Annotated in this window: 21 protein-coding genes and 1 riboswitch; of the genes, 14 read left to right on the top strand and 7 right to left on the bottom strand. The window is 32.1% G+C overall.

Translation table 11 applies throughout. From position 1 onward, the window contains the following. Window positions 1–5 precede the first annotated feature (5 nt). Together HXZ69_RS05335 and HXZ69_RS05330 are read left to right on the top strand one after the other, a co-directional pair. Window positions 6–3,173 carry an efflux RND transporter permease subunit gene (locus HXZ69_RS05335; RefSeq protein ID WP_286495287.1) on the top strand — a complete coding sequence of 1,056 codons (3,168 nt, stop codon included), beginning with the start codon at window positions 6–8 and terminating at the stop codon, window positions 3,171–3,173. Next, complete coding sequence (locus tag HXZ69_RS05330) at window positions 3,166–4,614, top strand: TolC family protein (protein ID WP_286495286.1); 1,449 nt, start codon at window positions 3,166–3,168, stop codon at window positions 4,612–4,614. Before HXZ69_RS05335 ends, HXZ69_RS05330 begins: the two co-directional genes overlap by 8 nt. A gap of 78 nt (window positions 4,615–4,692) precedes the next feature. On the opposite strand, the gene HXZ69_RS05325 is transcribed toward HXZ69_RS05330, so the two are convergent. Then, the gene (locus HXZ69_RS05325) at window positions 4,693–5,847 is read right to left on the bottom strand and encodes an HU domain-containing protein (protein ID WP_286495284.1); all 1,155 of its coding nucleotides are present in this window, start codon (window positions 5,845–5,847) and stop codon (window positions 4,693–4,695) included. Between the two features lie 88 nt (window positions 5,848–5,935). Between HXZ69_RS05325 and dprA the strand changes: the two genes are divergently transcribed. The 4 genes from dprA to HXZ69_RS05305 all read left to right on the top strand — a co-directional run bounded on the left by dprA (window position 5,936) and on the right by HXZ69_RS05305 (window position 11,310). Beyond that, window positions 5,936–7,033: a DNA-processing protein DprA gene (gene dprA, locus HXZ69_RS05320; protein WP_286495283.1), complete on the top strand. Its 1,098-nt coding sequence runs from the start codon at window positions 5,936–5,938 to the stop codon at window positions 7,031–7,033. A 58-nt stretch (window positions 7,034–7,091) separates the two neighbouring features. After that, window positions 7,092–9,356 (top strand): type IX secretion system anionic LPS delivery protein PorZ, encoded by a 2,265-nt coding sequence (gene porZ / locus HXZ69_RS05315; protein ID WP_286495282.1) that lies wholly within the window; start codon window positions 7,092–7,094, stop codon window positions 9,354–9,356. Beyond that, on the top strand, window positions 9,356–10,075 hold the full coding sequence (gene recO / locus HXZ69_RS05310) for a DNA repair protein RecO (protein WP_125349971.1): 720 nt from the start codon (window positions 9,356–9,358) through the stop codon (window positions 10,073–10,075). The genes porZ and recO overlap by 1 nt, the downstream gene beginning before the upstream one ends. Before the next feature lie 83 nt (window positions 10,076–10,158). Further along, entirely contained in the window at window positions 10,159–11,310 is a 1,152-nt protein-coding gene (locus HXZ69_RS05305) for a cystathionine gamma-synthase (protein WP_286495281.1), read from the top strand. 50 nt (window positions 11,311–11,360) lie between these two features. On the opposite strand, the gene HXZ69_RS05300 is transcribed toward HXZ69_RS05305, so the two are convergent. Then, window positions 11,361–12,419, bottom strand: coding sequence for a hypothetical protein (locus tag HXZ69_RS05300; protein WP_286495280.1), 1,059 nt, complete (start codon window positions 12,417–12,419; stop codon window positions 11,361–11,363). 124 nt (window positions 12,420–12,543) lie between these two features. On the opposite strand from HXZ69_RS05300, the gene HXZ69_RS05295 reads away from it, so the two are divergent. Then, a complete protein-coding gene (locus HXZ69_RS05295; protein ID WP_286495279.1) occupies window positions 12,544–13,137 on the top strand; it encodes a hypothetical protein in 594 nt (197 codons plus the stop codon). Between the two features lie 2 nt (window positions 13,138–13,139). Here HXZ69_RS05295 and HXZ69_RS05290 read toward each other — a convergent pair whose 3' ends face one another. Together HXZ69_RS05290 and HXZ69_RS05285 are read right to left on the bottom strand one after the other, a co-directional pair. Continuing rightward, window positions 13,140–13,724 carry a hypothetical protein gene (locus tag HXZ69_RS05290; RefSeq protein ID WP_286495278.1) on the bottom strand — a complete coding sequence of 195 codons (585 nt, stop codon included), beginning with the start codon at window positions 13,722–13,724 and terminating at the stop codon, window positions 13,140–13,142. 27 nt (window positions 13,725–13,751) lie between these two features. Further along, on the bottom strand, window positions 13,752–14,231 hold the full coding sequence (locus HXZ69_RS05285) for a hypothetical protein (RefSeq protein WP_286495277.1): 480 nt from the start codon (window positions 14,229–14,231) through the stop codon (window positions 13,752–13,754). A gap of 48 nt (window positions 14,232–14,279) precedes the next feature. On the opposite strand from HXZ69_RS05285, the gene HXZ69_RS05280 reads away from it, so the two are divergent. Then, complete coding sequence (locus HXZ69_RS05280; RefSeq protein ID WP_286495276.1) at window positions 14,280–15,026, top strand: alpha/beta fold hydrolase; 747 nt, start codon at window positions 14,280–14,282, stop codon at window positions 15,024–15,026. On the opposite strand, the gene HXZ69_RS05275 is transcribed toward HXZ69_RS05280, so the two are convergent. After that, window positions 15,023–15,463, bottom strand: a complete 441-nt coding sequence (locus HXZ69_RS05275; protein ID WP_286495275.1) for a nucleoside deaminase — start codon at window positions 15,461–15,463, stop codon at window positions 15,023–15,025. The genes HXZ69_RS05280 and HXZ69_RS05275 overlap by 4 nt on opposite strands. A gap of 77 nt (window positions 15,464–15,540) precedes the next feature. On the opposite strand from HXZ69_RS05275, the gene HXZ69_RS05270 reads away from it, so the two are divergent. After that, on the top strand, window positions 15,541–16,446 hold the full coding sequence (locus tag HXZ69_RS05270; protein WP_286495274.1) for an EamA family transporter: 906 nt from the start codon (window positions 15,541–15,543) through the stop codon (window positions 16,444–16,446). Window positions 16,447–16,482: 36 nt separating this feature from the next. Here HXZ69_RS05270 and HXZ69_RS05265 read toward each other — a convergent pair whose 3' ends face one another. Beyond that, window positions 16,483–17,436 carry a YncE family protein gene (locus HXZ69_RS05265; protein ID WP_353655962.1) on the bottom strand — a complete coding sequence of 318 codons (954 nt, stop codon included), beginning with the start codon at window positions 17,434–17,436 and terminating at the stop codon, window positions 16,483–16,485. A gap of 129 nt (window positions 17,437–17,565) precedes the next feature. Continuing rightward, the gene (locus HXZ69_RS05260) at window positions 17,566–19,374 is read right to left on the bottom strand and encodes a TonB-dependent receptor plug domain-containing protein (RefSeq protein WP_286495272.1); all 1,809 of its coding nucleotides are present in this window, start codon (window positions 19,372–19,374) and stop codon (window positions 17,566–17,568) included. A gap of 34 nt (window positions 19,375–19,408) precedes the next feature. Continuing rightward, a riboswitch (cobalamin riboswitch) is annotated at window positions 19,409–19,551 on the bottom strand. Between the two features lie 175 nt (window positions 19,552–19,726). On the opposite strand from HXZ69_RS05260, the gene HXZ69_RS05255 reads away from it, so the two are divergent. The 5 genes from HXZ69_RS05255 to HXZ69_RS05235 all read left to right on the top strand — a co-directional run bounded on the left by HXZ69_RS05255 (window position 19,727) and on the right by HXZ69_RS05235 (window position 25,802). Then, window positions 19,727–19,978, top strand: a complete 252-nt coding sequence (locus HXZ69_RS05255; RefSeq protein ID WP_125349960.1) for a TM2 domain-containing protein — start codon at window positions 19,727–19,729, stop codon at window positions 19,976–19,978. 158 nt (window positions 19,979–20,136) lie between these two features. After that, window positions 20,137–21,114 (top strand): pyruvate dehydrogenase complex E1 component subunit beta, encoded by a 978-nt coding sequence (locus HXZ69_RS05250; RefSeq protein ID WP_114998120.1) that lies wholly within the window; start codon window positions 20,137–20,139, stop codon window positions 21,112–21,114. A 78-nt stretch (window positions 21,115–21,192) separates the two neighbouring features. After that, the gene (locus HXZ69_RS05245; RefSeq protein ID WP_286495271.1) at window positions 21,193–23,730 is read left to right on the top strand and encodes a DUF5686 family protein; all 2,538 of its coding nucleotides are present in this window, start codon (window positions 21,193–21,195) and stop codon (window positions 23,728–23,730) included. 30 nt (window positions 23,731–23,760) lie between these two features. Beyond that, entirely contained in the window at window positions 23,761–24,243 is a 483-nt protein-coding gene (locus HXZ69_RS05240) for an inorganic diphosphatase (RefSeq protein WP_038336778.1), read from the top strand. A gap of 125 nt (window positions 24,244–24,368) precedes the next feature. Next, window positions 24,369–25,802 (top strand): M28 family peptidase, encoded by a 1,434-nt coding sequence (locus HXZ69_RS05235; RefSeq protein ID WP_260392384.1) that lies wholly within the window; start codon window positions 24,369–24,371, stop codon window positions 25,800–25,802. Window positions 25,803–25,808 lie beyond the last annotated feature (6 nt).

Raw genomic sequence — 25,808 nt, 5'->3', positions numbered from 1 at the left:
AAGTTATGTTTGATAAATTTATTCGAAGACCCGTTCTATCGATTGTCATTTCGTTGATTATAGTTTTCTTAGGAATTCTATCATTAGTCAAATTACCCGTAACGCAGTTCCCTTCAATTTCGCCACCAAAGGTGAATATTACAGCGGAATATCCGGGTGCAAATAATGAATTATTAATCAAATCGGTGGTAATTCCATTAGAACGTGCGCTAAATGGTGTTCCAGGAATGAAATATATTACATCTGATGCTGGGAATGACGGTGAAGCGTCTATTCAAGTGATATTTGATTTAGGAACTGATCCCAATATTGCAGCTGTAAATGTGCAAAACCGTGTTTCTTCGGTTGTCAATAAACTTCCGCCTTTAGTAGTTCGCGAAGGAGTGAAAATTACACGCGAAGAATCAAACATGTTGATGTACATTAACTTGTACAGTAACGATCCAAAAGCTGACCAACAATTTTTATATAATTATGCAGATATCAATATTTTATCTGAGTTGAAACGTATTAATGGAGTTGGAGATGCAGATATTTTAGGAAACCGAGAATATGCAATGCGTGTTTGGTTAAAACCAGATAGAATGCAAGCCTATAATATTTCTGCGGATGATGTGATGAAAGCGTTGGATGAACAAAGTATTGAAGCTTCGCCAGGGAAAACAGGGGAAAGTTCTGGAAAACGTTCAGAAGCTTTTGAATATGTATTAAAATATTCAGGTCGATATAACACAAAAGAACAATATGGAAACATCATTTTAAGAGCAAATCCTGATGGAGAAATCTTACGTTTAAAAGATGTTGCTGATATAGAATTCGGAAGTTCGATGTATGATATTTACTCAACATTGAACGGAAAACCTTCTGCCGCAATTGTGATAAAACAATCGTACGGAAGTAATGCGAGTGAAGTGATTAAAAATATCAAAGCATTAATGGCTGATCTTAAAGAGAATAATTTACCAAAAGGAATGGATTACGAGATTTCATATGACGTTTCGAAATTCTTAGATGCTTCAATGGAAAAAGTGGTACATACACTTTTTGAAGCTTTCGTTTTAGTTGGGATTGTTGTGTTTTTATTCTTAGGTGACTGGCGTTCTACATTGATTCCTGCGTTGGCGGTTCCTGTTTCTTTGGTCGGAACTTTTGCGTTAATGAGTTTCTTTGGAATTACATTAAACTTGATTTCATTATTTGCCTTAGTTATGGCGATTGGAGTTGTCGTCGATGATGCGATTGTGGTGATAGAGGCTGTCCACGCCAAGATGGAAGAGAAAAATCTCTCGCCTTTACGAGCGACGGAAGAAGCGATGCGCGAAATTAGTGGAGCAATTATAGCAATCACATTTGTAATGGCAGCTGTTTTTATTCCAGTTGCGTTTATGTCTGGTCCAGTTGGAATTTTTTATCGTCAATTTTCGATTACGATGGCAACATCAATTATTTTATCAGGAATTGTTGCCTTAACGCTTACACCAGCTTTGTGTGCAATGATTTTGAAAAATAATCATAATCAACCAAGAAAGAAAACGATGCTAAATAAATTTTTGTTGAAGTTTAATAATTTGTTCAACAAAGGTTCTTTTAAATACGAAAAAGTTTTAACCAAAACAGTTAACAAACGAACTGTTACATTCGGAATTTTACTTGCATTTTGCGCTGGAGTTTTCTTTTTGAATAATAGTTTGCCTTCTGGATTTATTCCAAACGAAGACCAAGGAATGTTTTATGCAATTATTCAAACACCTCCAGGTTCTACGTTAGAAAGAACGAATGAAGTTTCTCAAAAATTACAAAAAATAGCGGAAGGAATTGATGGCGTTTCATCAGTTTCATCTTTGGCTGGTTATGAGATTTTGACAGAAGGTACAGGAGCAAACTCTGGAACTTGTTTAATTAACTTGAAAAGTTGGGACGAACGTTCTAAGTCTGCGGAAGAAATCATCAAAGAATTAGAAGAAAAAGCTGGAAATATTAATGGTGCGAATATCGAATATTTTCAACCACCATCTGTTCCTGGATATGGAGCTGCAGGAGGTTTCGAGTTGAGATTATTGGATAAAGCGGGTAGTGGAGATTATCATAAAATGGAAGAAGTGAGCCGTGATTTTATAAAAGAATTAACTCGTCGTCCAGAATTGAGCTCTGTATTCACATTTTATAGTGCTTCCTTTCCTCAATATGTCTTGAAAATTGATAATGATATTGCCGAACAAAAAGGAGTTTCGATCGAAAATGCGATGGATAATTTATCAACATTAGTTGGTTCTAATTACGAAACAAGTTTCATCAAATTTGACCGACCTTATAAAGTGATGGTACAAGCTTCGCCAGAATATCGTGCGCTACCGGAAGATTTATTGAAATTGTATGTGAAAAATGATCAAGGTGAAATGGTTCCATATTCAGCTTTCATGAAAATTGAAAAAGTATATGGTTTATCAGAAATTACGCGTCACAATATGTATAATGCAGCAGAAATTAGTGGTACGCCAGCTTCTGGTTATAGTAGTGGACAAGCGATTGCAGCGATTAATGAAGTAGCTAAGAATACTTTGCCTCGTGGTTTTGGAATTGATTGGGCAGGAATATCGAAAGATGAGGTTTCTCGTGGAAATGAAGCAGTGATTATTTTCGCCATTTGTTTAATTTTCGTTTACATGATTTTAGCAGCACAATACGAAAGTTTTATTTTGCCTTTACCAGTTATCATTTCACTACCAACAGGGATTTTCGGAGCATTTTTCTTCTTGAAATTATTAGGATTAGAAAATAATATTTATGCACAAGTTGCAATGGTGATGTTGATTGGACTTCTCGGTAAAAATGCGGTGTTGATTATTGAGTTTGCAGTACAAAAACATAACGAAGGTTTATCAATTGTAAAATCAGCGATTGAAGGTGCGGGTGTTCGTTTCCGTCCAATTTTGATGACATCATTTGCGTTTATTGCAGGTCTTATTCCGTTGGTTATTGCTTCTGGTCCGGGAGCAGTAGGAAATAGAACAATTGGTACTGCTGCTGCAGGCGGAATGTTGTTCGGAACTATTTTCGGGTTGTTTATTGTACCCGGTTTATATGTTGCGTTTGGCGCTTTGGCGGATAAAATGCAATTGGTGAAATATGAAGATGAAAATCCTTTAACAGAAGAAATCACGGAAGATGAATAAAAATAGTTTAAAAAATATAATTGCAATAAGTCTTTTTGGAACAATGATTTGGAGCTGTAAAGCTCCTGCGGTAAGCAAAGAGATTGAAAATCATCAAGCACCAAAAATTCCAGAAGCTTATCAAAATGTGCAAAATGATGATGCACCAAGTTCTGGGTTGACGCCTTGGAAACAATTTTTTACTGATCCAAATTTGGTCGTTTTGATTGAAGAAGCGTTAAAAAATAACCAAGAATTGATGATTACACTTCAAGAAATTGAGATTTCTAAAAATGAAGTGTTGTACAAAAACGGAAAATTATCGCCAAATGTTTCAGCAAATGCAGGAATTGGAGTTGAGAAAGTTGGTCGTTATACAAGTCAAGGTGCTGGTGATGCTTCGACTGAGATAAAACCCGGGAAAGAAATGCCTGATCCTTTGATGGATTATGCGATTGGATTGAGCGCTGATTGGGAAGTTGATATTTGGAAAAAATTACGTAATTCGAAAGATGCTTCGATTGCGCGATATTTATCAACGGTAGAAGGAAAGAATTTTGTTTTGACAAATTTAATTTCAGAGATCGCATCGTCTTATTATGAATTATTGTCTTTAGATAGTCAATTGGAGTTAATTCATCGAAATATTGAGTTACAGAAAGAATCACTTCGTGTAGTTAAAATTCAAAAGGAAGCAGCGCGTGAAACTGAATTAGCGGTGAAGAAATTTGAAGCAGAATTATTAAAATCAGAAAGCGAAGAGTTTAATATTAAACAAGATATTACGGAAACCGAGAATAGGATTAATGCTTTATTGGGAAGATATCCGCAAAAGATAAAACGTGATGGTTCGTCATTTATGGATTTGATTCCACAAACAGTACATGCAGGAATTCCTTCTGAATTATTATCAAATCGTCCTGATATCAAACAAGCAGAATTAGAGTTAAAAGCTTCTGCTTTAGATGTGAAAGTGGCTCGTGCAGAGTTTTATCCGTCACTTAATATTTCTGCGGCTTTAGGACTAAATGCGTTCAAACCATCTTATTTGGTAAAAATGCCAGAGTCTATTTTATATTCGTTGGCTGGAGAATTAGCTGCGCCTTTAATCAATAAAAGTGCGATAAAAGCGGAGTTTAATACAGCAAATGCTCATCAAATACAAGCGTTGTACGAATATGATAAAACGATTTTAAATGCTTATTTAGAAGTGTCAAATCAAATGTCGAAGATTAATAACTTAGAACAAAGTTATTCGTACAAAGATAAACAGGCGAAAGCACTTGTAGAATCTATTGATATTGCGAATCAGTTGTTCAAAAATAATCGTGCAGATTATCTAGAAGTGTTAACAACTCAACGTGATTTATTGGATGCAAAAATGGAATTAATCGAAACAAAAGAAAAACAATTAAGTACAGTTGTCGCTATATACAAAAGTTTAGGTGGTGGCTGGAAGTAGTTTTCATATTCATTCTAACAAAGAAATAAGCTGCCTTTTGGGCAGCTTATTTCGATTTATATTGTATTAAAAAATGATTTAATTTTCAGTTCTAACCCAAGTTCCAGGAGACTTTTTATTCACATCATTCATATATTTTTGCGCGTCTTCTATGTTATTGAAGCTGCTATATGTAACATAATAATAGCGACCTTTTACATAAGAAACTCCTGCATCTTTGTAACCTTGTTTTTTCAATTCTCGAACCAAACGATCAGCATCTTCTTGACGTTTAAGCGAAGCCGCAATTACTTGATATTTTTTATTGTTAGATTTTGAAGTTGTTTTAGTTGCAACTTCTTTTTTGTCCTCAACTTTCTTTTCAGCTGTTTTAGGAGCTTCAACTTTCGTTAATTTTTTTGTTTCTGTTTTTACAATTTCTTTTGTCGAAGGCTTTTCCTTTACAATTGCCGTAATCTCCTTTTCAGTTTCATTCAGTTTCGTTTCCTTTACAACTGTAATTTCAACTTTTTTAGGCGTTTCAATTGTATCTGTTTTCGTTACCGTTTCGGCAATCTGATATTCAACTAAAGAAGGCTCAGCAATCGTTTGCGGCATATTATACACATCGTATTGCACTGTAGGTTTTTCAGTTTTGGTTGCGTCATCTTTACCAATCATTGGTAAAACCAAACCGCTCCATTGTTCTGTTACGAATTCTTGTACGGGTTGCGGCGTATTAAAATATAGGAAGCCACCAACAATAATGGGAATTAATGAGGCTGCGGCTAAAAATTTTGACATGTGTTTGTTAGAGGTTTTAGTTTTAGACGAATCTAAAATGTAATTGGCTTGTAAATTTGAAAGACCATAAGCGGCGATGAAATAATTTTGAGCATTTTCTGGTTTGAAGTCAATTTTTCCAGTGTCATTAAATTGTAATGATCCGATATTTTGTAAGGTTAAAACTTTTCCATTTTTCAAATGTTCTTGCCAAAAATAAACTTGTTCATTCAAAAATGTTTGCGCATTTTCAAAAGACATTGGCTCATCTTCTACAATTTTATTCACCAAAACACCATCACTTTTTGTTAAAGTTGTATTGAAAGAAAGCTCTTTTCTTGGTGGAATAAATGTGTTTGTTTGCTCGTCAAACGCCACATTAGCATTGTTTGAGATAAACGCTCCAAAGTTTGGAACGATTACACAATCGTGCTGAAATAATAATTGACTAATATGCTCTTCTAACCTCATACTACGAAATTAACATTTTTTTTAGATTTAGCAAAAAATAAATACTTAAAATTCTGCTTAGTTGGTTTAATATTAGTAATTTAACAAAATGCAAACCGATTTACCATATATTTTAGCACTTTCTTTTCAGAAAGGAATTGGCGATATCACAGCTCGAAAAATTATTCAATTTTTTGGTTCAGCACAGGCTGCTTGGAATTGTAAACCAAAAGATTTGCTGCAAATTTCGGGAATTGGACAGCAAATAAGCAAAGATTTTGGGAATAAAAAATGGTTAGATTTAGCTTTTAACGAAATAGAATATTGTAAAAATAATCAAATCAATATTTTAACTTTTTATGATGAAGCTTATCCACAATTCTTAAAAGAATGTATTGATGCACCTTTGGTGATTTTTTGTAAAGGAAGTTTAGAATTTAATCAATTCAATAACAAAAAGATTTCGATTGTTGGTACGCGAAAAATGACTAATTATGGACGAAATTTTATTACTGAATTAATCGAAGGTTTAGCAGATTTTGATGTTACAATTGTTAGTGGATTAGCGTACGGTTGCGATATAGAAGCACATACAAATGCGCTCAAAAATAATGTTGCAACATGGTCGGTAATGGGAACAAATTTTGAACGAATTTATCCTGCTACTCACAAAAAAATTGCGATTGAAATTTTACAAAAAGGAGGTTGGATAACGGAGCAACCAAGTTTTAAAATTGCTACACCTGAAGCTTTTTTGCAACGAAATCGGATTATTGCAGGCTTATCAGATGTTACAATTGTGGTAGAATCTGCTTTTAAAGGTGGAAGTTTGGTGACTGCAAAATTTGCAAATGAATATAATCGAGAAGTGTTTGCTTTGCCAGGGAAATCAACGGATGCGTTGAGTATTGGGTGTAATTATTTGATAAAATCTCATCAGGCTTATTTGGTCGAAAATTCGAAAGATATTATTGATTATTTTAACTTCAATTCGAAGAAGAAACCAAAACAAATAGATTTGTTTATTGAGTTTTCTAATGATGAAAATTTAATTGTAAATTATCTCAAAACCAATGGAAAACAACATATTGATAAAATGTCTTTTGACTTAAATTTGAAATCCTACGAATTGATGCCAGTTTTATTAGATTTAGAATTGAAACAAATAATTTCTACTCTTCCAGGTAAATTTTATGATTTATTGTAACAAGCAATACAATTTTTAGCAAGTTATTTTGTTATAAATTACAGTATTTTTGTGCATTATGAAGACAAAATTGTTCATTTTCATCACCATGATTTTCACAAGTTTAAACGCTCAAAATGATAAAGTGCGTTGGACTGATCTTTTTTCTTACAATAATGTGAAATTGTTGGAAGAAGTAAATGGTGTGATTTATTGTGGAACTGAAAACGGAATTTTCTTGTTCAATCCTCTAAATCCAACAAGTGATTGGATTAAACTAAATAAAACCAATTTTTTGAACAATGTTGGGGTTTCTGCAATGGCTTATGATAAAGATTCGGATTCGTTTTTAGTTGGGTATGAAAATGGAGGTTTAGATTTATTGAAATCTGGAGAATCGACAATGGTTTTGGATATCAAATGGAATGGTTTTTCGGGTGATAAAAAAGTCAATCATATTTTTATAAATGATGGCATTGCGTTTATTTCTGGAGCTTTTGGAATTGTTTCTTTCGACTTAAAACAGGAAGAATTTAAAGAGACAACACGTACAAATACAGCTGTTGTAAATGATGCAACAATTAACGGGACAACTCTTTATATTGCAACAGATAAAGGAATCTATTCGAGCGAATTATCGGATAAGAATTTGAATAATCCAGATTTTACAAATAGAAAAATTTGGAAAGAAGAAATTGTTGGTCAAAATGTTACCAATATAGAATTATTTGAAAATGAGATTTATTATTCGGTAAACAATGAATTGAAAACTTTAAATGGCTCTTCAGTGGGTTCTTATAATACAATTCTTAATTTAAAATCATCTAATGGACAATTAATTGTTACTCAAAACAATCAAGTTTCTGATTTGAGTGGTGTACATTATTCTAAAAATGATCAAGATGGAAATGTTATAAACTTCAACACAGGAATTTTTATTAACAATATTTATTTTGGAGGATCTGTAAATCATGGAATTATTAATTTATCTAATCATAAAGAATTTTATCCCGATGGACCTTTCAATAATAAAGCTTGGTCTGTATCAACAGCTAAAAGTAAAGTCTGGATTGCACCAGGAGGAATGGGAGATGTTTATAATACTCCAGCTGAAAATGTAGATGGTTTTTCATATTACGATAGTAAAAATTGGAAACATTTTTCTTTCTCAAAAATTAAAGCAAAAGATATAGTACAAGTAGAAGTGAATCCATTAGATGATAATAAATTTGTAGTAGGATCTTATAATTATTATGATAGAGATGTAGATGGACGACGAGATGTGTTAGAGTTTAATTTAGCAGATAACGATGAGCCAAAAATAATTTTACAAAAAAATGATTTTTCTAGTTCAAGAATAGCAGGTCTTAATTACGATCTTTTAGGAAATCTATATGTTGCAGCTTCTTTTCCTGTAGATAAAGCGGCAGGTGCTGGATATCCTGATTCAAAATTTAATTATTATGCAAGAAGAAAGAATGGAAATACTTCTTGGGAAATTATTGGATCTGAAAAAAATATAGCTTCTACTGCTGTAAAACCTATAGCAGGTAGCCAATATACTTTTTTTTCTAATGCACGTTATGGTGGAATCTCTGTTGTGGATAACTCAAATTTTAAAGAGATTGTAAATATAAAAGTTGCAAATGGAGACTTACCAAGTGATGATGTACATACAGTTTCACTTGATAAAAGTGGAAATCTTTGGATCGGAACAGGGCAAGGTTTAGTCGTTTTATACGGAGCTGATAATGCTGTAAGTTCTAATAATATAATTGCCGAGCCTATTGTTATTATTCAAGATGGAATTCCGGAAGCGTTGTTAACTGATGTTGGGATTTACGCTATAAAAGTAGATAACGCAAATAATAAATGGATTGCAACAAATGGGGCAGGAGTTTATTATGTTTCGGATAGTGGAGAAACGACGAAATTACATTTTACGTCTAAAAATTCACCTTTACCTTCGGATGTTGTGTACGATGTTTCGATTGATGAATCGACAGGAAAAGTATATTTTGCAACAGAAAAAGGTGTGGTTTCGTATAATGGAGATGTGTCGACAGAAGCGAATAATTTTAACAATGCAATTGCGTATCCAAATCCTTATCGACCAGAATATAAAGGTAATGTTACGATAAAAAATCTTCCAAATCGTGCGTTGGTTAAGATTACAGATATTGTTGGAAATTTACTTTTTGAGAAAAAAGCCGAAGGAGGAATTGTAGAATGGAATACAAATAATGCAAAAGGAAAGCCAGTAGCTTCTGGAATTTACTTAGTTTTGATGACAAATGCTGATGGTACAGAAACCAAAACATTGAAAATTGCAGTTGTCCGTTAATGAAAATTTTAGAAACCAAAGCCATTGTACTTTCAAGCTTAAAATATGGTGACACGAGTTTAATTATTCGTTGTTATACACAAGATTTTGGCTTAAAATCATTTATAGCAAAAGGAGTTTTCTCCAAAAAAAAGCGAAATACTTCGTTGTATTTTCCGCTAGCAGAAATAGATTTGAGTTTTCAACCGAAATCAAATGAACAACAATTGGTTTTCTTAAAATCAGCTCAGACGTCGCATTATTATGAATCGTTGCATTTTCATCCCATCAAATCGGCGATTGTTTTTTTCTTAGCTGAAATCCTAAACTTAGTTCTAAAAGAAGAATCAGATAATCCAGAATTATATTTTTACATTGAACATTCGTTAAAAGAATTTGATCAAAAAAAAGATGATTTTGCAGATTTTCATTTGATTTTTTTAATTCAATTATCACATTTTCTTGGTTTTTATCCCAACTTAGAAATTGATGGAAATCTATTCGATTTAGAAAATGGATTTTTCACAAATTCGAATTCATCTATCAATATGTTGAAAGCAGATGAAACTGTTTTGTTCAAAAAATTGTTAGAATTACACTTTTCCGAAGATTCAAAAAATACATTCAACCAATCGCAACGTTCTCTTTTACTCGAAATTCTAGTGAAGTACTATCAAATTCACACCAATAATTTTAAGAAGCCAAAATCATTACAAGTTTTATACGAATTGTTTAGTTAATCTCCCGAAATAAATTCTAACAAATCTTTAAAACAAAGAATAAATAAAACTCCATATATTTGCTATAGTTAAAAGCATTTACAATGAAATTCAATACAAAAGCTATACATGGAGGTCAACAACATGACCCTTCTACAGGAGCCGTAATGACTCCAATTTACCAAACATCAACATTCGCGCAAAGATCACCAGGAGATTACAAAGGATACGAATATTCTCGTGGTGCAAATCCAACAAGAACTGCTTTAGAAAATGCATTAGCATCTATCGAAGGTGGAGTTGCAGGTTTTGCATTTGGTTCTGGTTTGGCAGCAATCGATGGTGTATTAAAATTATTTAAACCAGGTGATGAAATCATCGCGATGGACGATTTATATGGAGGTTCTTACCGTTTGTTTACACGTGTTTATGAAAAATTTGGATTGAAATTCCATTTCGTAGATATGACAAATGTTGAGGCTGTTGTTGTTTTAATCAATGATAATACAAAAATGGTTTGGGTTGAAACACCTACAAATCCATTGATGAAAGTGGTTGATATCAAAGCGGTAAATGATGCTGTAAAAGCAAAAAAATCTGATATTTTAGTCGCTGTTGATAATACATTTGCTTCGCCTTATTTACAACGACCAATTGAGTTGGGAGCAGATATAGTGATGCATTCTGCAACAAAATATTTAGGAGGTCACTCAGATTTAGTTGCTGGAGCAATTGTGGTTAATTCAGAGCAATTGGCAACTGATGTTCACTTCAATTTATTTGCAACAGGAGGAATTTTAGGACCACAAGATTCTTACTTAGTTTTACGTGGAATCAAAACTTTGGCTGTTCGTATGGATCGTCACTGTTCAAACGGAATGAAGATCGCACAATTTTTAGAGGCTCATCCAAAAGTTGCGCACACGTATTATCCAGGTTTGGAAAATCATCCGCAACACGAAATTGCGAAAAAACAAATGAAAGATTTCGGAGGAATGGTAACGTTTACGTTGACTTCTGGGAAGAAAGAAGATGCTTTCAAAATTTTAGAAAACTTAAAAGTTTTCACTTTGGCTGAATCTTTAGGTGGTGTTGAATCATTAGCAAATCACCCAGCTACGATGACACATGCGTCTATTCCTGCTGAGAAACGTGCTGAAATTGGTATTACAGATGATTTAATTCGTTTGTCTGTTGGTATCGAAGATATAGATGACTTATTAGAAGATTTAGAACAAGTTTTGAATTTGATTTAATCGATATAAGGAAAATAAAAAAAAACGGAATCTATAAGATTCCGTTTTTTTTATTGAATTGGAGTTAATGCTTCAGAATTACGAAGAATTGCAACGTATTGAAAATAATCAGTTGTTTTTAAATTTTCTTTTGGCGTAATGTTTTCTCCAAATAATCTTGACTTTATTTGAATTAAATTTTGAGAAGATTTGTATGGTGAATTTTTCGCATTAAGATTAAAAATTGAAATGGAATTAGACTTTGCAAGTTCTTTAAAATCAAGAATACCTTTTATTAACATCATCGGTCCATCAGCATTTACCCAGTTTATTTTTTCATTTTCTGGAGTAGGAAATTGATCATTTTTAGGTAAATACATTTCACTGTCCAATGTATAACTTACGATGCTTGTTACGTTATATTTATTGTCTAAAAGTCTTTCAGCAAAAGGTTTTTCTTTATCATTCATACTTTTTTGAAGTGTATGAAAAAGACCAAATAATCCATAGAATTTTTCATTTTGTAGATGATTCTTTGAAATGATATGATTAAAATTTTCAATCATTGTAGAATCTCTTGAAATTTTGTTGTTAGAATCATCAAAGTTTGTATCAATACCCAAAACAACGATTTTAGATGAATCATTTAATGTTTTATTGTAATCATACAAGTTGTTCCATTTTTTTAGTAACTCTTGACTTGATTGTTGAGGAATTCTTTTTTTAATAGCTAAAACAACTTCTTTTAATAATTTTTCATTTTTAACATCGGAGCTTAGAAATGTGTTTAATTTTTTAGAATTTAAACTGTCCATTTCGGCAATGTAATAGTTGAATCCAAGATTCTTATTCAAATATTTAAACATAAATTCATCTAATTTTTGATTGTCAGCAAAACCATGAATTTCACCTAATAGAATAACATTTGAAGTGTTGAAGTTATTATCAAAAATCTGAGAATCAAAGTTGCTGTCAATTGTTGTTTTATTATTTTTTAGATAGCCAATATTTGTTTCATTTTTAGAAGCTAAGAAAATTTTATTACTAATAAATAAATACAAAAAAATAAGTGTAATTATTGAAATTAGAGCAATAAAGAAGATTTTTAGGATTTTGATAAGTGTTTTCATGTTGTTAATTTTTATCAAAACTATAGTTAGCAAAAGACTTGTATAAATATATGTTTACGAATTGTTGATTTTTTAGGATGAATTGAGAAAATCATTTACTGAAAATTTTTTCTATTTTTATAAAATGAAGTTTCTAATTCTTTTCTTACTTTCTGTGATGAGTTTTGCTCAAAAGTTGGATACGATTAATCTCAATCAAGTTGAGGTAGTGAATTATTCCAATTACAAACAATTTCGTCCAAAGTTTAAACAAGTGGTTCGATTAACGGATAACACAAGTTTCGGACTTAAAATATTTTCGAATTTATTACTTCCAAATGAGAAAGAAATTGAAATTGTCGCAATTGAAATTTTGTTTGAATCAAAAGTGAAAAAGAAAAATTATTGCAACGAATATTATTATTTCAAACCAATGATTCTAAAATCGATTGAGGATAAACAAAGTTTGATTGAAGAAAAATGGTTTGAAGTGGATAAAGATTATCAAGGAAAATATATTTTTCCGATTCATTTAGAACTTAACCCTTTAGAGGTGAAAAATTATTTCATTGGATTAGAAACTTCCTACGAAAATCCTTTTTGCCCCGAAGGAAATGGTTATTTTGATTTGATAAATACGAAACAACCAGTTGATTTATATTATGAAATTAATGGTGAAATGATTAAACAAGATATTCTGAAAAATCATTCACTTAACTACAAAATCTATTACAAATAGATTTATTTCCACAATAATTTCAATTCCACTTTATATTTCCCAGCGTATGGTTTTGAGTTTGTTGGTTTCTCCGAAATCGAGAATTGATACACGCCACGCGCAGGCAATTCGAAAATGGTTTCTTTGCCAAAAGGACCACCTTTTATAGAATCCGCAGGTCCTTTGATGTGATTAATTCTAATATTCGCTGTAGAATCTTGAGCAGAAATTTTGATCCAAACTTTTTTAGCAGAATCTGCATTAAAGGTAAAAGTATTTGTTTGTCCTGCTATTTTATTAGGTTCTGCTTTAGCTTTAGCATAACTTACTTCAAGATTTTCGGTAGTATTATTAGCACTTAAAGGAACAATTTTATCTATGTTAGACACAATTTTTTGTTGAGGTTTTGCAGTAACTTTTTTCTGATGTGAAGTTGTTTTCACGACTTCTTCTTTCATTACATCTTCTGTTGTTGGTTTATCTTTTTTTACCAAATCTTTGTACGCAGAATCAACTCCAATCTTGCTTGGATAAATGGTTGGCGTAGATTTGTCTTCGCAACTATAAAGCGTAATCAATGTAATAAAAGCGATAAAAGTCCATTTCATAACAGAAAAATTCTGTTGTAAAAGTAACTATTTTAACTGCAATTTCAAGGTATATTTTCCTTCAAATGTATCTCCTTGCATCAAACTTTCGCCAATTCGGATTTGATACAAGCCTTTTTCGGTTAAATCATAATTGATTTCTTGTCCAAAAGGACCATCTTTCTCGTTATTTGGAGAGATAAGTTGATTAATTCTGATGTTTCCGAGTTTATTTTGAGGAATAATTTGAATAAAAACAGAGGAAGAAGAATCATTCCTAAAACTAAAAGTTTGTTGTTCTTTCGCTTCTTTTTCAATCTCAAATTCGCCTTTTCCATGAATTAATTTCAATTCAGAATTATTCATAGTCTTTGGAGAAGCAAAAGCAATTTCTTGAAAAGAAGAATCTTTTTTGACTACTTTTTGAGTCGTTTCTCCTATTGATATTGTTTGATTACTTGTCATACAATAAATGATAATAGCACCAATAGCTATTGATAGTATTATTATGGGACTATATTTTTTCATTATTGTAAATTTGTGCATTAGTTAATTACAAATTCTGAACCAAACTATATGTTGTTTTACGAAAATACAGGAAACGGTAAACCCTTGGTGTTTTTACACGGTTTCTTAGAGAGTCATTTAATTTGGAATAATTTACGAAAAAATCTTGAGAAAGAAGTGCAAATTATTACAATTGATTTACCTGGGCATGGAAATTCTGAAAATTCGCAAGAGGTGAATACGATGGAAGAAATGGCTGAAAAAGTGATTATAGTTTTGGATGAATTAAATCTAGAAAAAGCAACTTTTATTGGGCATTCGATGGGTGGTTATGTGGCTTGTGCGTTGGCTGAACTTTTTCCAGAGCGTGTAGAAAATATTGTTTTAATCAACTCTTCGACTTTGCCAGATGATGAAGCGAAGAAAAATCAACGTTTGAAAGCGTGTGAAACTGCTCGTAAAAATTTCAATGCTTTGGTGAGTTTTAGTATGCCAGCTTTATTTGCGGCGCATCATCGTGATCAATTCAAAGATGAGTTGAAATTTGTAAAAGAAATTGCTTTAGAAACTCCAATCGAAGGCGTTTGTGCAGCTTTGAAAGGAATGCGAGAGCGTCCAGATCGTTCGTCGATTTTGTATGATTTTAAAGGTGGAATTTATATCATTGTTGGAATGAATGATGAAACAGTTAATCCTGAATTATTTTTAACCTTAATTCCAGATTTACCTAATATTCATTTGTATAAATTTGATGGAGGACACATGGCTTTTATAGAAAATTATGACGAAGTTTTATCGATTTTGAAATCGATTTAACGCTTGCGTTGAAAAAATTCTTTCATTAATAGACCACATTCATCTTCCATAATTCCCGAAACAATTTCAGTTTTTGGATGTAACTCGCCAATTTTTGCTTTAAAACCACGTTTTTCATCCGAAGCACCATAAACCACTTTCGAGATTTGGCTCCAATACAATGCCCCGCCGCACATTACACAAGGTTCTAAGGTTACATACAATGTACAATCTTGTAAGTATTTTCCACCCAAATAATTTGCTGCTGACGTAATAGCTTGCATTTCAGCGTGCGCTGTAACATCAGTCAACGTTTCGGTTAAATTATGCGCTTTTGCAATAATTTTGTTGTTACAAACAATCACAGCTCCAACTGGAATTTCGTCTCGCTCGAAAGCTGTAATCGCTTCATTAAAGGCGATTCGCATAAAATATTCATCTGTAAAAAGATTTTCCATTTCTATAAAATTTAAAGCAAAAATAATCATTTCCAAATTGGATATTCGATACATTTGTACAAATTGACGCCTCTTTTATGAATCAATCAAAATATATCATAGCAGCCATTATAACCTACTTTATGTGGGGATTTTTCAGTTTCGGATTGAAACCAATCGCTGGTTATCCACCTTTGGATATTCTATTTTTTAGATTGTACGTTTCCGTTTTCTTTTTAGTGGTCATTAATGTTGGATTTCGACGCAATAAGATGAAAGCTGATTTTGATTTGTTTAAATCATTTGATAAAAAGAAACAGAAAGAATTAGGAAGTTTAATTGTTGGCGGATCATTGGTTTTGATGACAAATTGGTTGATGTTTATTATCGTGATGAATCATATTAGTGTGCAAGCTGCGTCGCTGTCATACTTGGTTTGTCCGATTATCACCACCGTTTTGGCTTTCATTATTCTGAAAGAACATTTGACCAAAATAAAATGGATTGCAGTTGGTATTAGTTTTTTAGCATGTTTGGTTCTTTCTATAGGTCATCTTATAGACTTGGTTTATAGTTTGATTGTAGCGTGTACATTTGCACTCTATATCATTATTCAGAGAAGTTTGAATGTTTTTGATAGTTTCAATTTGTTGATGACACAATTATTAATTGTAGCCATTCTGATGTTACCATTGGTTTTCATCTTTTCAGGACCAATTCCGACCGAAACAATTTTCTATCAATGTATCATGATGATTGTGATTTTGTTCACTATCATTCCAATGTTCTTAAACAATTTTGCTTTAAAAGGAATTGACTCTTCAACTGTTGGAATTTTAATTTATTTGAATCCAATTATGAATTTTGTTTTAGCAATTTTCTATTACAAAGAAGCCGTTTCTCCAATGCAAATGATCGGTTATAGTTTGATTTTACTCGCGATTGTAGGGTTTAATTCACAAACAATTTTCAAAATGAAAAACATAAAAAAATCTGAAGTTTAAACTTCAGATTTTTTTATGTTGATTTTTCAGGAAATATTATTTGATGTAAACAGAATTTGGTGAAACTCCAGTTGTAATTGCTGGATTTTTAAGACCTCCTTGTGCATTCTGAATTAATAATCGTCCATTAGAATTGTAATCTTTTGCGTCTAAAACATAAAAAGTATCACCTTTTACATAGAAACCATATACACTATCAGCACCTGTTATGTAATCTGCTTTTGTAGGCAAAGCTGTTGCATTTGTAGCCATAGAATAAACAGAATTATTAACGATGTAATACAATTTACTATTCTCCGCAACTAAGAAATTAGGATGTTGTCCATCAGGAAAATTCATTTCTAATTTATCTTCTGAAGTTAAATTATAACGAACCAATTTTCCTTTTGTAGTAGTTCCCCAATTAACACCTTGAGAAAGCACAAATAAATTTCCGTTTTGAATTGTTAAATCTGTCGGAACATCACCAACATTTATACTTTTTTTATCATTTGTTTTAAGGTCAATAATTGTAACTGTTTTACCTGTTCCCCAGCCACCTTTTTGTGCAACATAAAGTTTGTTATTGTCAAGAATCATTTTTTCTGGACCTTCATCTACTTTATATTTTTCTACAAATGTTAAATCACTGATTTTGTATTTTGCAATAAAATCATCTGTCGTTACATTAGGATCTCCCCAGTTTGAGATATACAAAAATTGATCATCAGAAACGATATAACGAGGGTTGCTCATATTATCTGATGATGGAATTGTACTAATTTTTTTGAAAGTTGTGTTGTCTACAACTTCTACTTTATTAGAAACATTAAGAACAATATAAGCTTTGTTTCCTTTGAAATACATGCTTTGTCCTACAGAACCCAATTGTGCACCAGCGTTCGCAGTCTTGAAAATTTCTTGAATAGGATTTGTTGTACTTACATCTTTTGTTGGATCAAAATAAGTGATTTCTGCGTTAGCTGAATTGAAACCTCCTTCATTCAAAATAAAAACTCCTTTCGACTAGTTTCCTTTTTCAGGATCATTATTTGGCCCATCATCGTCATTTGAACAAGATTGTAAAAATACTCCTGCCAAGGCTATAAGTGCGATTGATTTAAATTTAGTCATAGTTTTTTAAAATTTTATTTGTATTTGTATGTTATAATTTGTGCCGGGTTGCCAACGATTTTCTTGCGTTTGATATTCTTGGTTAAACACATTATTCACACTCATAGAAACGCTATAAAGTGGTGAAATCGTAAAATTTAAACCTAAATTCGTTAGCCAAAAACCATCAAGTGTTCTTTCTTCTTCCGAATCGGTAAAAACTTTACTTGTATAAATATTTTGTACAAAAGCAGATAAACGTTTGTAAGTGTATTGTGCGCTCGCCGTCCATTTATGATTTGGGGAATACATCAATTCCTTATTTTTAAATTTATCTTTTGTTTTGGTGTATGCATAAGTTGTATTGAAACTAAATGCATTCCATTTGTAGCTTCCAATTATTTCAAAACCATAGGTTTCAGCTTTGTTGATGTTCACAGGAACCCAATAAGAAGTGTTTTGCGAACTCGGAATCCATTGAATCATATCACTCAACTTATTATAAAAAATATTGGTTTGAATGTTTAAATTTTTGTTGATAAAATCATTTCCAAGTTCAAATTGATAAGCTGATTCTGATTTCAAATCTGGATTTCCACCAGTTTTCCAAAATAAATCATTGTAGGTTGGATTTCTGAAATTTTTCGAAACATTTCCTCTCAATTGATACGAATGAATCGGACGAAAATTAAAACCCAATGAATAAATAAATGGATTTTGGTACGTATCAGAAAAATCTTGACGAATACTCGCTTCGTATTCCAAAACATCTGATAATTTATGCTTCGCGATTAAGGCAAAATTGATTGAGTTTTGATCGCTTTTATTCAAATTATTTCCACTTCCTTGATTATAATTAGCTTCAGATAAAAATGAAAGCTCGAAATTATTAGTCAATTGATGATTCAGATAATATTTTAAAACATAATTATCCACCTGTAAATCGTCCGAATAAGATTTGTGAATATTGTTGAAATAACTGTTTTCTTCTCGGATATATGCCAATTTTAACTGCGATTGCCACTTTTCATTTGGATTGAAATTCCATTCTGTCATCAAACGGTAATCCTGATTTTCGTATCCAGAAGGCGTTGAACCAATGTCAACCAAAGGAAATTCGCGCTTTCCAAAATTGAACATTGAATAAAGTTTCAATTCGTGTTCAGGATTAATTTTATAGCCAAAATTTCCATTAATTGTATTGAAATAATATTTTCCATTCAAATTCTTCTTCATGTGATTCGGAATTTTATAATCATTATCAGATTGATTTCGTTCGTAATCGATTGAAGAACTAAATTTTTCTGTACTATATTTCAATTGATATTTTCCCGACCATGTATCGTAACTTCCGTATCCTAAATTTATTTTTTGCTGTAAACCTTTGTCATACTCAAATTTATTCAACAAATGAATTGTACCGCCGATAGAACCTGTTCCATACGCAATACTTCCGCCGCCTGGTTTCACTAAAATTCCGTCAAACGAATTACTTGCAAATAAATTAAAATCCGTTTGTCCTGTTGTTTGCGAATTGACATTAATTCCGTTCCAAATTACGGCTGTGTGCGAAGCTAAAGTTCCTCGAAACGAAGGTGAAGAAACCATTCCTCGTCCATTTTCTTTAAAATAAATTGGCGTTTGCTCTTGTAAAACTTGCGTCAGTTGATTAGGATTTTGCTCTAAAATACTATCATTAAGTTTGATAATACTTTGAGATTTGTAATGATTTTTAAGAAAAGCATCGTTCAAAATCAAAGGTTTCAAATTGATGGTATCCGTCTGTGCAAAAGCAATTCCAGCGATAAGATTAAAACAAAGAAAAAGTTTTTTCATATTAAAATCTGTTTTTCCTCCGAAAACATTTTCTATTAATTTGTTAGCAATGGCAGGTTTCCTGACTTATTCTTTTACAAAAAGTATGTTAGAATTTACAGTTGCGGGGACAGTTTTGGAATTGAACCAAATTCCCTTTTAACTCACTCGTTGAGCACCATTTTATGCAAATGTAAAGAAAAGCAATTGATTTTATAAAAAGTAGATTGTTAAATCGTTAACCTTAAATTAAGATCAGATTTATTTTATTTGTACAATATTCAAAATCATTATATCTAGTGATTTTTAAGAAAGATGGACAAATTAAATTTGTAACCAACAAAAACAATTATTTAGTTAAACTTTAAAAATTATGGAAAACAATCAACCGTACAAATCAGAGAAAAAACTTATTGCCGGAATTTTAGCGATAGTATTAGGAACTTTAGGAGTTCACAAATTTTATTTAGGCTACACTAAAGAAGGTGTTATTCAATTAATTATTGGTCTTGTGACATGTGGAGCAGGAGGACTTATTGGATTAATCGAAGGAATTATGTATTTAACAAAATCTGATGAAGAGTTTGATGAAACTTATGTAAAAGGTCACAAAGGCTGGTTCTAAAAACAGAGATTACATTCTTTTTCAACTATTTTTCGATCCCAAAATAACTTTAGATTATTTTGGGATTTTTTATTGAATGAATTCGTTTTAAATAATTCGCAAGTTTTTTATTACATTTGCTTTAGGAAAAAATATAATAAAGAACGAAATCGCATAAAATGGCTATAAAAACATTTAGAGAAGTAATCGCAGAGGCAATGAGTGAAGAAATGCGTCGCGATGAATCTATATTTTTAATTGGAGAAGAAGTAGCAGAATACAACGGAGCGTACAAAGCTTCGAAAGGAATGTTAGACGAATTTGGAGCAGAACGTGTAATTGATGCGCCAATCGCAGAGGCTGGTTTTTCTGGAATCGCAATTGGATCTACAATGACGGGATGTCGCCCAATCGTAGAATACATGACATTCAACTTCTCATTAGTGTCTATTGACCAAATTATCAATAACGCTGCAAAAATTTATCAAATGTCAGGAGGACAATTCAACTGTCCAATTGTATTTAGAGGACCTACTGCTTCTGCAGGACAATTAGGTGCAACACACTCACAAGCTTTTGAGAATTGGTATGCAAATGTACCAGGTCTTAAAGTAATTGTTCCTTCAAATCCTTATGATGCAAAAGGTTTATTAAAATCTGCAATTCGTGATAACGATCCAGTAATTTTCATGGAATCTGAACAGATGTATGGAGATAAAATGGAAATGCCAGATGAAGAATACACAATCGAAATTGGTAAAGCAGAAATCAAACGTGAAGGTACAGATGTAACGTTAGTTTCTTTCGGGAAAATCATTAAGCAAGCTTACATTGCTGCTGATGAATTAGCTAAAGAAGGAATTTCTGTAGAAGTAATTGACTTACGTACAGTTCGTCCATTAGATTACGATACAATTTTCAAATCTGTTAAGAAAACAAATCGTTTAGTAGTTTTAGAAGAAGCTTGGCCTTTCGCTTCAGTTGCTTCAGAAATTACGTATATGGTTCAACAAAAAGCATTCGATTATTTAGATGCACCAATCAAACGTATCACAACAAAAGATACATCAGCGCCTTATGCTCCAAACTTGTATGAGACTTGGATTCCTAATGCAAAAGATGTAGTTGAAGCTGTAAAAGCTGTGATGTATAAATAATTAAGATTTATAAACTATATTTGTAAAGTCTAGCATACATTTTGCTAGACTTTATTTTTTTTTAACCAAATCTTATTGATGAAAAGTTATATAACAGCTTTTTTTATAGTTGTTTTAGCGTCTGTGCACGCGCAAGTAAAAATTCAAGGAAAGGTAATCGATTCTGAAACTCAGAAGCCTATTCCTTACGCAGATATTCGTTTACCAGAACTTAAAGTAAGTGCAACATCAAACTCTGATGGTACTTTTTATATCGAATCTAGTTCGAATACAAATAAAATTGTCGTATCAAAAAATGGATACGAAACTTCTGATTATGTTATCGAAAATAAAATCGATTATAATTTTATTGCTCAATTATTTTTAACAGAAGACAATACTTCAGAAGAAGATGGCGGAACGGTAGATTTACAAACTGCGGTTGTTTCGGCAAAGAAAAAACGTCCTAAAAAGAAAGAAAATCCAGCTTATGCTATTTTGCGTGAAGTATGGAAGCGTAAAAAGAAAAATGGGCTAAAATTAGCGCCACATTATCAATATGATGAATACGAAAAGTTGCAATTTGATATTAGTAATATCGATTCAACTTTTATGAAACGTAAGATTTTTAAAGGAATGGAGTTTGTTTTCGAGAAAGTAGATACTTCTTCTATTAATGGAAAAACATATTTACCAGCTTTCTTGAATGAGTCAATTTACAATGTTGCAGGAATTAATAAACCTTCTACAAAAGAACGTCGAGAATTAATTGCAAATAAAACATCAGGTTTCGAGAAAAATGAAGTGGTGGCTTCTACGGTAAAAAATCTTTTCCGTGATATTGATATTTATGATAATCGTGTCAATATTTTGGATATCAAATTTGTGAGTCCAATTGCTACAGATGGTTTCGCGGTTTATGATTACGAATTGAAAGATACTATTGATGTAGATGGAATAGAATCTTATCGAATCAAATATTATCCACGTCGCGAAGGTGAATTGACATTTAAAGGAGAATTATATATTTCGAAAGATGCTTATGCGGTGAAAGAGGTTGTGATGGAAACGACGAAAGAAATGAACGTGAATTTTGTGCGTAATATTTTCATGAATCTAGAATATGATATTCCAAACGATTCTATTTTCTATCCGAAAAAAGAATATGCGATGTTGGATATGTCGTTGTTGAGTAAAAAGGAAAGTGCGAAAGGAATTTTTGCGCATAAAACGGTGAATTATTACAATTACGATTTCGATACAACACATCCCGAAGCTTTTTATTACGAGAAATTAGATCCAGCAAAAGCTGCGCTTAACGAAAAAGATAATCAGTTTTGGGCAGAAAATCGTCCTGAAGCTTTAACAAAAGATCAAGAAGGGATTTACGAAACATTAGAGCAATTAAATAAAGTACCAAAATTCAATAATATTGTGAAAGCAATCGAGATTTTTGGTTCTGGATATTACAATGTCGGAAATGCAATTGATATCGGGAATTTATATTCATCTTTTGGATACAACCAAATCGAAGGATTCCGTTTGAGAGCTGGAGCTCGTACATATTTTTCGCAAAATGATATGTGGCGTGCGCAAGGTTTCTTGGCATATGGTTTTCGAGATGATAAATTCAAATATGGAGCAGATTTTCGTTACATGTTCAATAAATATAATCGTTTTCAAGTCGGTATCGGAACAAAACGTGATGTAGAACAATTGGCTGCAACGTTAACGGCTTCTGACGGAATTATGACCCGTAGTTTTGCTTCGTCATCAATCATCAATCAAGGAGATAATACATTTTTGAGTAACAATAATTTGACAAATGTGTATGCGTCGATAGAGCCTTGGAAGAATGTAACGTTTCGTGTTGATGGAAATTATCAATTGATAAAACCAGCTGATGCAGTACATTTTTCGATTGGATATGAAAAAAACGGTCAGATTAAAGAAACTTTAACAAATTCAAGTGTAAGTGTTTCGGTAATTGCTCGTCCAGGTGCAAAATATTCGCAATACGGGATTGATCGTTACGAAATGACAACACTTGCACCCACGTTAATGTTGCGCTATACAAAAGGATTGAAAGGTGTAATTAATTCAGATTTTGAATATGATAAATTACAATTTTTATATACACAACCAATTTTGATTGGATCTTTTGGTAAATCATTGGTAACTGTAGAAGCAGGAAAAACATTTCAAGATGTTCCTTTATCATTAATGAGTGCGTTACCTGGAAATGAGAGTTACGGACAAGTTTATGGTACATTTTCACAATTAGATTATTATGAATTTGTAACAGACGAATATGTAACGATGAACTGGGAACATCATTTTAACGGTTGGATTTTGAACAAAGTTCCGTTAATCAAAAAATTAAAATTAAGAGAAGTTGGATTCTTGAGAGCGGCTTACGGAGACATTTCTGAGAAAAGTAAAGCTATTAATCGTTCGACAATAGAATATTTTGCACCAAATCAACAAATCTACTACGAATACGGGTTTGGGATCGAAAACATTGGTTTTGGAAACATTAGACCAATACGTGTTGATTTTAATTGGCGCGGAAATTATAATAATTTGCCAGATGTTCGTAAATTTGGCATCACAATCGGTTTAGATTGGAATTTTTAGAAAATACATAATAAAAAAAAGAATATTACAATGACTTTTGATGCAATCATTGAAATCCCAAGAGGATCTCGCAATAAATATGAAATGGATCACGAAACAGGAAGAATCCGTTTTGATCGTGTTTTATACTCTCCAATGTTCTACCCAGCTGATTACGGTTTCGTAGAAAATACATTAGGATTAGACGGAGATCCAATTGACGTATTAGTTTTCTTAACAGAACCTACTGTTCCTGGATGTGTAATCGAAGTAAAAACAATCGGTGTTCTTAAAATGTCTGATGACAAAGGACAAGATGAAAAATTAATTTGTGTACCAGTTGCTGATCCAACATGGAACCAATTAGAAAACATCACTGATATGAATCCTCATACATTGAAAGAAGTTGAGCACTTTTTCAGAGTTTATAAAGACTTAGAAAATAAGACAACAACAATTGAAGGGTACGGTGATAAAGCAGAAGCAGAACAATTATTGCAAGATGCAAGAGAGCGTTTCGTACCAGCTCATTAAGAAATAATTTATAATTTCATATAAATAGTCCTCATTTTTTGAGGACTATTTTTTTTAAGTAAATTTTTCTTCCATTCTATCAACTATTTCCAAAAACATTTTTAAGTTTATAGAAATACTCACACATGAAATCGAAATTTTTATTAACACTAGGTTTAATCTCTACAATCATGAGTTTATCTGCTCAAACTAATCAACAAGTTTTAGACTTGATTAACAAAGAAGTAAAACAAAATTCTGAAGCTTATCAACAATTAAAAAAAGCAACCGAAACAATCGGACATCGTGCAACAGGAACAGAAAATGGACGAATAGCAGAAGAATATGCAGCAAATTTGTTGCGTTCGTATGGTTATGATGTGTCTTTTCAAGAGTTTACATTTAGCGGATGGAATCGTAGAAGTTTAGATTTAAAAATCAATAATCAACCTATAAAAGCCGTTGCTTTGGCGCATTCGCCAGAAAATGTTAGTCTTTCGGGAGAATTGATTGATTTAGGAAATGGACTTGAAGAAGATTACAAAAAGATTGGTGATAAAGTAAAAGGAAAGATTGTTTTTGCTGCGCTTGGTTTGTTGGATGGAACGCCAAAAGAAATAGAAAATCTACATCGTTCCGAAAAAACAGCTTTAGCAGAAAAGTACGGAGCGAAAGGAATTATCTTGTTTAATCGCCCTGCTGGAGGAATTCTATTGACAGGAACGGCTTCTGTAACGGGAGAAATTATTAAAATTCCTGCAATTAATATTAGTTTAGAAGATGGATTGAAAATTAAAGAAAATCTATCAAAAGGAAAAGAAATTGCTAAAATCGAAATGAAAAATGATGTTGGACAAATGAAAGGTCGCAACATTATTGCAAAGAAAATCGGTTCTAAATTTCCAAACGAAAAAATAGTTCTTGGAGGACATTTAGATAGTTGGGATTTGGCTACAGGAGCGATTGATAATGGTGTTGGAAGCTTTTCTGTGATGGATATTGCGAGAACATATAAGAAGTTAAATCTTCAAAATGATCGAACAATAGAATTTGTTTTATTTATGGGCGAAGAAGTTGGTTTGATAGGTTCTAAATATTACGTCAATCGAGCGCTGAAAGATGGTTCTATCAATCAAATCAAAGCAATGTCGAATATGGATATGACAACAAATCCAAAGTCTTATTATTCGACAATGGAAAGTAATTTACCTATTTTAACTGATTATGCGAATGATGTGCAAAAAGTAATTCCAGATTTTAAATTGAAAACATTTGCGAGTGTAGATTTACATTCAGATCATCAACCGTTTATGTTGCAAGGCGTGCCTATTATTGGGCTTTCGGATAGTCAATTTACAAAAGGAGCGTTAAATTGTTACCACGCGAATTGCGATACATTTGATTATGTAGAAGAAATTGGTTTGAAAAATAATGTGATTTTGGAAACCTATTTGTTGTATCGTTTGAGTAATTTGAAAGAAATTCCTTCAAAACGTTGGAACGAGCAAGAAGTAAAAGAAGCCTTAATCAAAGGAAATTTAGAAACTCCACTTCGTATTTCGGGCGATTGGAGATGGTAATATCAA

Origin of the sequence: Empedobacter sp. R132-2, assembly GCF_030324375.1 — a bacterium.
GTDB lineage: Bacteria > Bacteroidota > Bacteroidia > Flavobacteriales > Weeksellaceae > Empedobacter > Empedobacter falsenii_B.
This window is presented reverse-complemented; position numbering and strand designations above follow the sequence as displayed.